At 69.0% G+C, this 10,968-nt stretch carries 10 protein-coding genes and 1 pseudogene; 4 read left to right on the top strand and 7 right to left on the bottom strand.

What is annotated here, in order from left to right; all coding sequences use genetic code 11:
* The first annotated feature begins 178 nt into the window (after window positions 1-178).
* The 3 genes from ACY5KJ_RS11130 to ACY5KJ_RS11120 all read left to right on the top strand — a co-directional run bounded on the left by ACY5KJ_RS11130 (window position 179) and on the right by ACY5KJ_RS11120 (window position 4,362).
* On the top strand, window positions 179-2,833 hold the full coding sequence (locus ACY5KJ_RS11130; protein WP_462203315.1) for a protein kinase domain-containing protein: 2,655 nt from the start codon (window positions 179-181) through the stop codon (window positions 2,831-2,833).
* Window positions 2,834-3,057: 224 nt separating this feature from the next.
* The gene (locus tag ACY5KJ_RS11125; RefSeq protein WP_462185876.1) at window positions 3,058-3,564 is read left to right on the top strand and encodes a universal stress protein; all 507 of its coding nucleotides are present in this window, start codon (window positions 3,058-3,060) and stop codon (window positions 3,562-3,564) included.
* Window positions 3,565-3,924: 360 nt separating this feature from the next.
* Window positions 3,925-4,362: an SsgA family sporulation/cell division regulator gene (locus ACY5KJ_RS11120; protein ID WP_462185877.1), complete on the top strand. Its 438-nt coding sequence runs from the start codon at window positions 3,925-3,927 to the stop codon at window positions 4,360-4,362.
* A 149-nt stretch (window positions 4,363-4,511) separates the two neighbouring features.
* On the opposite strand, the gene ACY5KJ_RS11115 is transcribed toward ACY5KJ_RS11120, so the two are convergent.
* From ACY5KJ_RS11115 to ACY5KJ_RS11090, 6 genes and pseudogenes are all read right to left on the bottom strand, one after another.
* Window positions 4,512-4,817 carry a hypothetical protein gene (locus ACY5KJ_RS11115; RefSeq protein WP_462185878.1) on the bottom strand — a complete coding sequence of 102 codons (306 nt, stop codon included), beginning with the start codon at window positions 4,815-4,817 and terminating at the stop codon, window positions 4,512-4,514.
* Between the two features lie 109 nt (window positions 4,818-4,926).
* A complete protein-coding gene (locus ACY5KJ_RS11110; protein ID WP_462185901.1) occupies window positions 4,927-5,772 on the bottom strand; it encodes an ABC transporter permease in 846 nt (281 codons plus the stop codon).
* A 15-nt stretch (window positions 5,773-5,787) separates the two neighbouring features.
* Window positions 5,788-6,844 (bottom strand): annotated as a pseudogene (locus ACY5KJ_RS11105) (ATP-binding cassette domain-containing protein).
* Between the two features lie 117 nt (window positions 6,845-6,961).
* The gene (locus ACY5KJ_RS11100; protein WP_462185879.1) at window positions 6,962-8,008 is read right to left on the bottom strand and encodes an aldo/keto reductase; all 1,047 of its coding nucleotides are present in this window, start codon (window positions 8,006-8,008) and stop codon (window positions 6,962-6,964) included.
* Window positions 8,009-8,074: 66 nt separating this feature from the next.
* Window positions 8,075-8,308: a hypothetical protein gene (locus tag ACY5KJ_RS11095; RefSeq protein ID WP_462185880.1), complete on the bottom strand. Its 234-nt coding sequence runs from the start codon at window positions 8,306-8,308 to the stop codon at window positions 8,075-8,077.
* Window positions 8,309-8,628: 320 nt separating this feature from the next.
* Window positions 8,629-9,342, bottom strand: a complete 714-nt coding sequence (locus ACY5KJ_RS11090; protein WP_462203314.1) for a hypothetical protein — start codon at window positions 9,340-9,342, stop codon at window positions 8,629-8,631.
* A 199-nt stretch (window positions 9,343-9,541) separates the two neighbouring features.
* Between ACY5KJ_RS11090 and ACY5KJ_RS11085 the strand changes: the two genes are divergently transcribed.
* Complete coding sequence (locus tag ACY5KJ_RS11085) at window positions 9,542-9,943, top strand: restriction endonuclease subunit S (protein WP_462203317.1); 402 nt, start codon at window positions 9,542-9,544, stop codon at window positions 9,941-9,943.
* Window positions 9,944-10,139: 196 nt separating this feature from the next.
* Here the strand turns inward: ACY5KJ_RS11085 and ACY5KJ_RS11080 are convergent.
* Window positions 10,140-10,968 (bottom strand): alpha/beta fold hydrolase (locus ACY5KJ_RS11080; protein WP_462203313.1); only part of this gene is annotated, 829 nt, incomplete at its 5' end.

The raw sequence follows: 10,968 nt of genomic DNA, 5'->3' as shown, positions 1-10,968 counted from the left end.
CCGGGTGTTACCGGTGCGGGTGGACTGCTGACCGACACCCTTGAGAACCTCGGGATCCTCGACAACCTCGGGCGGGAGTGATCATCTAATGTCCCACCCACCCGGCCGGAGTGGACCCGCGGACCGACCCGCGGATCATGCTGCCTCCGAACCGACCGAGGTCGGTCCCTATCGGCTGGTGCGGCGTCTCGGCGCGGGTGGGATGGGGACCGTCTACCTGGGGGAGAACACCGCCGGTGGTCTGGTCGCGGTCAAACTGATCCGGGCGGATCTCGCCCGGTTGGCCGAGTTCCGCAGCCGGCTCAAGCAGGAGGCCGACAACGCCCGGCGGGTCGCTCGTTTCTGCACGGCGGCGGTCCTCGACGTCGACATCACCGCCGATCCGCCTTATCTGGTGACCGAGTACGTCGACGGGCCGACGCTGTCCGAGGCGGTCGGCACGCGCGGCCCGTTAACCCCGGCGGAGCTTCATCAGCTGGCGGTGAGCATGACCACCGCGCTGATGGCGATCCACCAGGCCGGACTCGTGCACCGGGATCTGAAGCCGTCCAACATCCTGCTGTCCCGGCTCGGACCGAAGGTGATCGATTTCGGTATCGCGCGCGCCCTGGACTCTGCGACGGTACTCAGCGGGGATCGCCAGCTCGGGACGCCGGCGTTCATGGCGCCGGAACGGGCCTTAGGTGAGCAGGTCACCTCGGCGGCGGACGTGTTCGCCTGGGGCGGTGTCCTTATCTTCGCCGGGACCGGCCGTTACCCGTTCGGTAACGGCCCTGCTCCCAGCGTGCTGTACCGGACGGTCAACGATCCTCCGATGCTTGACGGCTTCGAGGACAGCCTGCGGCCCCTGGTCTCCGATGCGATGCGCAAGGCAGCGGCGGAGCGACCCACCGCCGAGAAGCTCTACGCGCGTCTTCTGGACCTACGTGCCGAAGCCCCGATGGTGGCCAAGGGGCTGTCCCTGTCCGAGGTGACCGCGCTGATCCGGCCGCTGAACACGCCTCCCGGCGGCGCCTCCGGGACGCCGGCGAGCGACGCCGACCTCGCGGGTCCGATCACGCCCGTCACCGGCCATCAGCCGATCGGACCCCCGCCGCCCGCGAACCTGATCTCGTTCCCGGGGCCGGGCATTCCCGGGGCACCATCCCGGTCCGGCCCGTCGTCGGTTCCGGGTGTGTCGTCCCCGCCGGTGGCATCGTCGGTTCCCGGCCCGCCGTCTCCGCCGGAGCCCTCGTCGGTTCCGGAGCCCTCGTCGGTTCCGGAGCCCTCGTCGGTTCCGGAGCCCTCGTCGGTTCCGGGCCCGACGTCTTCTCCCGGGCTAGGGTCGTCCTCGTCGGGGAGCGAGGCGTCACCGTCCGGGCCGGATGCCCGCTGGCGGCCGGGCGCCGGCTCGTCGTCCCGCTCCCGGGACTTCGCCGATGCTCTGGTGACGGTCTGGACCGATGACGAACACAGCCAGGACACCGGGCGAGGAGCGTCCCGGTCGTCCTCGTCTCAGCGGTCGTCCTCGTCGTCGCAGAGGTCCTCGTCCACCGCGCCACCGGGCGGCCGGGCCCGCAACCGACGTCCGCTGATCATCGTTGCCCTGGTGGCTGCCGTCACCGTGCTCGTGACGACGGTCGCCATCGTGTCCACCAGGGGCGGGGCCTCGCGGACCGAGACGAGCGTGCCCGAGGCGGTCGCCGAGCGGGCGCTGCTCCTCCAGGATGGCAACACGGGACTCGCTCGCCGGCTCGCGCTCGCGGCCTACCGCGCCGAGCCGCGCTCGGCCAGGACCCGGAGCGCGATGATCGCGCTGTTCGGTGCCGGGATCACCCCGACCACCATCCCCGTCGGGACCGGTGCCCTGCTGGCGCTCGCGGTGAGCCCGGACGGGCATTGGACCGCGGCGGGGAGCGACAACGGAACCGTCACGGTATGGGAAGTCGTCGGTCGGACCGAGCTGGTCCGGCGCACCTCCGTCTCGGTGTCGAGCCGCAGCTGGGTCGAGTCGCTGGCGTTCAACCGGGACAGTGGCCTGCTCGCCGCGGGCCACTCCGACGGCACGATCCGGCTGTGGAACCTGCACGACCCCGACCAGATGGTCCGATGGTCGACCATCCAGGCCCACGCCGGCGCGGTGCAGTCGGTGGCCTTCAGCCCGGACAGCAACACTCTCGGGTCCGCCAGTGCGGACGGCATCGTCGCGCTGTGGGATGTCACGGACCCGGCGCATCCGAAGCAGCGCGTCCGGGCGGACGGTCAGACCGGGGGAGCGCGCTCGGTGGCCTTCGCGCCGAACGGCACCCTGCTCGCGTTCGCTGGTGACGACGGCACCGTCCATCTGTGGCACATCCGGGACGCGGCGCGGCCGACCGCGGGTGGAATCCTGCGCGGGCACAGCCGTGGGGTGCGGTCCGTGGTCTTCACCGGCGACGGAGGCGTTCTGGTCTCCGGCGGCGTCGACGCCACGGTGCGCCTGTGGGAGGTGCGGTATCCGGATAATCCCGCCCGTGGCGTCGCCACCGGCTCTTTGGGCGGGGTCCAGAGCGTGGCCTTCGAGACGGGTGCCGACGTCGTCGCATCCGCCGGTGATGACGAGACGGTCCGGCTGACCGACATCTCCCGTCTGGACAGGCCGATCCTGCTGACCCAGTGGCACGGGCACACCCAGCCGATCAGCGCGATCGCCTTCGTCTCCGGCACGGGCGTCGTCGTCTCGGCTGGTCACGACGGGACATTGCGGCTGTGGGACGCTGAGCCCGGCCGGCTCGCGGACACCGCGTGCGCCGATCCGGCGAACCGGCGAACCGGATCACCGCCGGTGAATGGAGCACCGCCTTCAGGGAGATGAGTTACCGGGCTCCCTGCGGTTGAGTTGACGACGGGCCGGCCGCCGGATTGCTCGTCAGGCCCACTGGAGCGGCCTGCCAGGTGAACCGTCCGGCTTTTCGACCGCAGGCGAGGGCTTCACCGTCGAGGGCGTGCTGGGTTACGTCCTCACGGGTTGAGATCCGCCGGAGGAGGACGTCGACCCGCGCCCACCGACGCACCGGTCGACGGGGAAGACTGGTTGGTGTGAATGCTGCAGAAGGCCGGGCGGTGCTGTCGGTCGAGGACTTCGGGCCCTCCTGGAAGCGGGGGCCCTTCGAGTTGGGCACGGACGGCCCACAGGTGATCATGACCGGGGTCGACGGGTCGCGGACGTCGATGCGCGCGGCAGCCTACGCGGCCGGGCTGGCCCGCCGCCAGTCGTCCCGACTGGTGGTGGTCTATGTCGCGGCCCCCTCGGTGTGGGCGGCGATGTCCCCGGCGCCGGCCGGGGAGGCGATGCAGCAAGTGATTAACTCGGTCATCGGTGAGGTGCGCGAGGCGATCCTGGAGCGGTCCGAGGAGCTGGGCGTCCCCATCCGGTTCGTCGTGCGGGCCGGCGATCCGTTCGAGGCGCTCAAGCGGAGCGCGACGGAGGAACAGGCGGACATGGTCGTCATCGGGGCGTCCGAGAGCGCCGGGCACCGCCTGGTCGGTTCCCTGGCGAGCCGGATGGTCCGCGGCGGTCGCTGGCCGGTCACCGTCGTGCCGTAGGGCCCGGATGGTTCCCGTCCGGGCCGTCCGGTGGGGGCGGATGGTCCTGACGGCCGGGGCCGGCTCCCTCCCACCGGTACGACGGCCAGCGTCGGCACCCGTCGGGCCAGTAACGAGGTCATCGCCGCACCCGTCGGCGGACTCGGCCGGCATCTCTCGACGTGGGGTCGCCGAAACCATGCCGAAACCGTGACAAAATAGCGATGGGATCGTGACGTTGCGTTCACTCGCCGGCTATGCCGACCGGCCCGGCCGTGCCGGGTTGATCCGCCCGTCCAGAGAGACCCGTCGGGCGGCCAAACCGGGCGTCGCCGGGCGCGATGCTGAACAGTGTCGAATCCGACCTGTTGGGAGGCAGCGATGCTCCGTCACAGCTCGACGCCCGCGCATATCGTGGCGCGCGATCTATCCGTTGACTACGTCATGGAGGAGGGGGAGCGAGAAGCGATTCCCGGCACACTCCGTTACGACCCGGCTGATCCCTTCGCTGTCGAGTTGATCCTACGTTCCGGTGAAGAGGCCATCACCTGGATCTTCGCTCGCGCGCTGCTAGCCGAAGGGATCGAGGTTCCCGCCGGGACCGGCGACGTGCGCATCCGGCCGACGGCGTCCAAGGGGCGGTCGGTGATCACGGTGTCCCTGTCCAGTCCGTCGGGGCATGCCGATCTTGAGCTGGCGAAGTCGAAGGTCATCGCCTTTCTCGCCGACTGCCACGGGCAGGTTCCAGTGGGGCGGGAGAGTAACGGCATCGACTGGGACAACGAGCTTCACATGCTGCTGCACACCCGGAACACCTGACCGCTTCGGGTGTTTTCAAAGATCTCATCATCAACTCTGGTAATGACGATTCCGGGCGGGGGCGCCAGTCCGGTCCGCGGTGCCGGTCCGGTCCGCGGCGCGGATACGGGGAACCGTAGCCGTCCCCCGCCCGTGTCCCGCGCGCCCGCTCAGAAGGTGTCGGGCGCGCCTTCGATCGGCTGCCAGACCTGAATCTCCGGGGGTCCCTCGACGCCGGCGTCCCGCATGAGGGCGGCTATCTCGGGCTGATTGGTGAAGAACTCCTGGAACGCCTCCGCGGAATCCCATTCATCGAGGATGATGACCTGCCCGTCGCCGGCAAGGAAACGATGGTGCAAGGCTCCCACCTTTTTTGCCTGCTCGGCGACGGATGTGAAGATATCCGCCTTCGATGCGAACAGCTGCTGAAGAGCCGCTGGATCGACTTTCAGAGTCATGGCGACGATGACACTCATTTGAACCCCCATTATGTTGCCTGGCCCGGGTAACTATAGCGCATCGTCTCAGGACCCGGAAGACGGCTTGTCTGCCTCCGGGGATGCTGCGGCGTCGCCCCGGCACCGGTCAGACCCGGCGCTTGAACGCGGTGAGGGCGAGCGGCGCGAAGACCGCGGCCAGCCCCGCCGCCCAGACCAGCGCGTGCCAGGTCGGCGTGGCCACCGGGCCCGAGACCAGCAGGCCTCGGGTCGCGTCGGCCAGGGCCGTCACCGGGTTCACCTTGACGAACGCCTGCAACCAGCCCGGCATCGACGACGTCTCGACGAACACGTTGCTGATGAAGGTCAACGGGAAGATGAGGGTGAACCCGAAGGCCATCACCTTCTCCGGCTCCGAGACGAGCATCCCGACCAGCACGGAGATCCATGAGATCGCCAGCGCGAACAGGACCACGAGGCCGCAGGCGGCCAGTGCCTGCAGCGGGCCGGTCTCGATGCGGAAACCCAGCACGTATCCGAGGCCGAGCAGCATGGCGATGGCCCAGATCTGCTTGACGAGATCGGCGACGATGCGCCCGGCCAATGGCGCGGACCGGGCGATCGGCAGGGAGCGCAACCGGTCGAACACGCCCTTGGTGAGGTCGGCGTTGAGCCCCATGCCGGTGTTCAGGGTCGTGAACAGGGTGTTCTGCACGATGATGCCGGGCAGCGCGAACGTCAGATAGTCGGAGGTCGAGCCGGAGATCGCCCCGCCGAACACATAGGTGAACAGCAGGAGGAACATCAGCGGCTGCACGCTGAAGTCGAGCAGTTCCATCGGGTTGTGCTTGACCTGGACGAGCGTGCGCCAGGCCAGGGTCGCGGTGTGGCGAAGCGCGTCGAGCGGGGTGACCCGCGCGGCGCCGACCGGCTCGGCGGTGCCGTGCGTCGAGAAGCGTGGCTGGTCGGGGGTGGGCGTGGTCGGGCTGGTCAGGGTCGTCACGGCAGCTCAGCTCCTCGTCGCCGCGGGGATCTTCGCGGCCGTGTCGGTTGTGGTGGCCGTGTCGGTTGTGGTGGCGGCCTGGCCGGAGGCGGTGGCCGGGTGGCCGGTCAGGGACAGGAAGACCTCGTCGAGGCTGGAGCCGCGCATGGCCAGCTCGCCCACCCTCACCCCGGCGTCGTCGAGCCGACGGACGACCGCGGGCAGCACGGCGGGGTCGGTGACTCGGACACTGACGAGCCTGCCCGCCACCGCCGGGGCCGCGCCGACCACCTCCGCGACGGTGGTTGCCACCAGCGCCACGTCTGCGGCGTCGAGCGGGCGGACCTCGAGGGCCTGGCCGCCCGCCCGGTTCTTCAGCTGGTCCGGCGTGCCCTGCGCGATGACCCGGCCGTGGTCGACGACCGCGATCTCGTCCGCGAGCTGGTCGGCCTCCTCCAGATACTGGGTGGTGAGCAGCACCGTGACGCCCTGGCCGCCCACGAGGTCGCGGACGATGTCCCACATCTCGTTGCGTGCGCGGATCCAAGCCGGTCGTCGGCTCGTCGAGGAACAGCAGGCGCGGGCGCCCCACCAGGCTCGCGGCCAGGTCGAGTCGCCGGCGCATGCCACCGGAGTAGGTCTTCGCAGAGCGGTTCGCCGCGTCGTCCAGACGGAAGTCAGCGAGCAGCTCCCGGGCCCGCGCCTTGGCTGCGGACCGCGGCAGGCCGAGCAGCCGGCCGATCATCACGAGGTTCTCGGTGCCGGTGAGCATCTCGTCGACGGAGGCGTACTGGCCGGTCAGCCCAATGAGCTGGCGCACACGGTGACTGTCGTGCAGCACGTCGTAGCCGCCGACGAGGGCGGTGCCGGCATCCGGGCGCACCAGGGTCGCGAGGATCCGCACGATCGTGGTCTTGCCCGCGCCGTTCGGGCCCAGCAGACCGAAGACGGTGCCGGCCGGCACCGTCAGGTCGACGCCCGCCAGCGCCGTCGTCTCGCCGTATCGCTTGACGAGCCCGTCGGAGACGATCGCGGGGGTGGGAGGTTCTCGTCTGTCCGTCATGGGATCAGCGTTGTCCGTCATGGGATCAGCATGCCGGCTACCACTGACACTTTGGCCACCCTGGAGGGATGGCGGTGACCGCCTAGGCGTCGTGGCGACGGCCCACTGACGGAACGCTGACGCCGGTGGGTCCGTCCGTCAGTGGTCCGTCCGGCGGCGGGATGCCGGCTGCAGTGCCGGGTTACCGCTGTAGTGGCTGGTACCGGCGATGTCGGTGCCGGGGGTGACGATCTCGTCGATCGCGTCGAGCGTCGCCTGGTCGAGGGTGATCTCGGCCGCCGGGAGGACGTCGTCGAGCTGAGCGAGCGTCTTGGGCCCGATGATGGCCGAGGTGACGGCGGGGTGGCTGTCGACGAAGGCCAGCGCGAGGTGAGTGAGGGACACGCCGGTCTGCTCGGCGACGGTGGTCAGCTCCTCCAGCGCGGTGAAGCGGGCAGGCGCGTTCGGGTCCTCGGAGAGTGCCTGACTCTGGCGGCGGCTGAGCAAGCCCTGGGGCGAGTAGCGCGATCCGGCCGGAGCCTGCTCGCCGCGCCGGTACTTGCCGGTGAGCCAGCCGCCGGCCAGCGGGCTCCAGGGGATGATGCCGATGGTGTGGCGTTGGGCGGCGGGCAGGACGGCTTCTTCGATGGAGCGGGCGAAGATGGAGTACTGGGGCTGTTCGCAGACGAACCGTTCGCTGTTACGGCGCCGGGCGGCCCACTGGGCCTCGACGATCCAGTCGGCGGGGAAGGAGGAGGAGCCGAGGTAGCGGACCTTGCCGGCGTGGACGAGGTCGGACAGGGCGCCGAGGGTGTCCTCGAGGTCGGTGTCCCAGTCGTGGCGGTGGACCTGGTAGAGGTCGATGTAGTCGGTGCCGAGGCGGCGCAGGCTATCCTCAACGGCGCGGATGATCCAGCGCCGCGAGCCGCCGCGGGAGTTGCGCTCGTCGCCCATGGGGCTGAAGCACTTCATGGCAAGGACGATGTCGTCGCGGCGGGTCTTGATGGCCCGGCCGACGATCTCCTCGCTCTCACCCTGAGAGTAAATGTCGGCGGTGTCGATGAAGTTGATGCCGGCGTCGAGGGCCCGATGGATGATGCGTTCGCATTCGTCGTGGTCGGTGTTGCCGAACGCGCCGAACATCATGGCGCCGAGACACTGGGTGCTGACCTCGACGCCGGTCCGGGCGAGTTTGCGGTACTTCATGGTATGTGCGGCGTGGAGACCTCCACGTTCACGCGGAGGAGGAAACGCCGCTCACCCCCTTTCGCATCAGACCGGATAGAAGACGAGCCGTGCTCGCCTGTGGAGATTCTGTGGAGACGGAGGGAGGCCGAACCGACGGTAGTCGGTGACGCATCCGTCGGAACCTCCCGTCGGGAAAAGAAGCAGGAACCCGGCCCGCGAGGTCCGGGAATCCCCCACCTGCGGACGAGGGAGGAAGCCAGCCCCACGCCGACCATAGGGGACGTAATGAAGTAACAAATACGCGATCGAGATCATCATCGCAGGTCACAGGCCTGTGGAGGGTTCGAAACGCGCAAGTTATTTCATTTCGACTCCATAGCGGTGGGAGCGCACTCGAAGTCAACCGGTCGGCCGGCATGGCCCGACCGAGTCCGCGGGCGGACCGTCGCCGCCGCGATCAGGAGCGCAGGTAGCCAGGTGCTTTCGCCGAGCAGTTCCTCGACAAGCCGGCCATGATACTCGCCTGGACTTCGGGGGACGTTGGCACGCTTTTCGACCCGCGGAGCGTGACTACGTCCCCCGATCTTTCCGGCATCTGTCTCGCCGGCACCCGCGCGACCGCGACGGCCTTGATCGCATCAGCGATCGGTGAATGCGGCAACGGTCACGTCGCTATCCAGCCTCACCGCCTGATAGCCGTAGGTACTGCTCAATTCTATTTTGAAAATGATGCAGAATCGATCGACGGAGGCGATGGTTCTCGCCAGGTCACGGTATTTCTGCTTGAGCCCGTATACCGCAGCCCGGTTGGTGACCGCGGTCTGGCCGCAGATGAGGATGACCGGCCTGGTTGAACCGGGAGGCGTGAACCTGGCGACGAGCGCGTATTCTCGGCGGCCTTTCTCCAGAAGGAACCTCCGCTCGCCGACAACGAAGGCCCCGGAATCGGGTTGGCCCGGTGCGATGGGACGGACGGCGACGCCCGGCAGGTGCGTGGCCAGGTGGCCGCCGGTGCGAGGGTTCGACTCGGGGCCGCCGAGGCAGAACTCCGTGCGGTCGCCGTTGATGTCGTAGAACTCGTCGCATGAGTGCACGGAGATCGGGCAGCCGAGCTCGCCGGCGAGCGTGGCGACCTCGATCATCGCATGGACGTCGTGACGGCTGACACTTCCGGGTGCGTCCCACGTGTTGTTCATGATAACGAGGCATGTGCCGCCGGCCTCCAGACCGAAGAACTCCGCCTCGCGACGCAGGGCACGAATGTTCTTCGCCCGCTGCCAGAGCCAGACCGATCCACCGCTGAGGACGCTGGTCGCGAGCCCGATCGCGATATTCAGGAATACCGCCGTCAACCTGCTCCCCTCACCGTTTCCAGCCGGGTGGACGGCGAGATCATCCCATGCCGGCGCGGCCGGTGGCCGGGCCGACGTCCGCGGCGCCAGCCCAGCCCGGTTCACCACGTGGTACCCACCGCCCCGGTCGTCGTCGGGCGGTGATAATCCTGGTGACGCGGTTGATTTTTCATGACATGATCTTTTCGGATGCTAGGCGCTGATCACCGATGATCATCGCGGCTGGCTATTCGGGACGGCATGTCTTCGCCTCCGCCCGTACCAGGCGATCGAATCCCGGTATCTCCTCTATTACCTCGGGCATCCCGCGGTTCGTGGTTGGACCCTCCGTAACGCCAGCGGGTCGGCGGTACCCACGCTGACCGCCGGGATCATGCGAGCGATGCCGCTCCTCCTACCACCACGGTCGATACAGGAGAGAATCGCAGGAATTCTCAGTGTTTGGGATGGCCAGTCCGCGGTTCATGATCGCATCAGTCGGGCCGGTGCGGGTGTGCGTGATTCTCTTCTTGCCCTGCTCGTGAGTGATGCGATCCTGCGGGATGGGCCGCCGTCATCTGGAGAGCGGCGACAGCGAGCGGGCACGTGGTGCATCAAGTGATGTTATGACCGGGTCGGCATCAATCGGGGTGAGCCGCCGACCGAGGTGGTCCGCGCTGTCGCCCGCGCGGTGATGCGGGCCGATCTCCGCATTGACCAGGATGCGGTGGTTCATCACGGTGTGCTGGGCGGTGTACAGCAGGTTTGGGCCGGACGGGGTGGTGACAGCCTCCTCGGGGATAGGACGCTGGGTGACATCAGCGAATGAGATCGGTGGATATCTGGTCGGCGCGGGTGAGATGATCCTCCACGGCGGTCAGCCAGGCGATCGGGCGGCTTGCGTGTGGATTGTGGTCGGCGCCGGCGATCACCGCGAGATGGGCGTCCGGCACGGATCGGGCGAGCGTCTCGGCGGCGTCACGAAGACTGAAGTCCCGTTCACCAACGATGACGGTGGTCGGGGCGCCGATCTCGCCCAACCGTTCCGTGAGGGACGGATAGCTGCTCAGGTCCCGCCAGAGCGCGACGATCGCGTTCGGATCCATCCGGCCGAGCCCCGCCACCGCGCGGTGCCGGCCGGCGTGGACGGCCGTTGCGATCGCCGCCGCCCCCGCCAGCAGGACGGACACCACCCGCTTCGTGATCCCGCCCGTGCCCGTGGCGGGAGCGGCGGCGGTGTCAGCGAGAACCAGGGACCGCACCCGTCCCGGATGGTCGAGCGTGTAGCGCAGCGCCACCACCCCGCCCATCGAGTGGCCGATCAGGTGGACGGCGGGCAGCCCGAGCACGTCGACCACCGTCGCGAGGTCCGCCACCAGCTGATCAAAGCTGTAACCCGCCCGGCCCGTCGTGGCCCAGCCACTCGCGCCATGCCCTCGCTGGTCGTAGGTGATCACACGGCGGGACGCGGCGAGCTCCGGAGCCACCGCGGCCCAGCCCGCCGTGGTGCCGGCGATCCCGTGGAGCAGCAGGACCAGGATATCGTCACGCCCGCCGCGGACCGTCCCCGGGCTGCCGTCGGACGTCGTGGTCCGCGTCTCATCCTGGGCCCGTGCCTCGTTCGGGGGACGGTCGTCCGCCCGGAGG

This window comes from Frankia sp. CcWB3 (assembly GCF_977927595.1).
The sequence above is the reverse complement of the archived record's forward strand: the minus strand, read 5'-3'. Positions and strand labels throughout refer to the sequence as shown.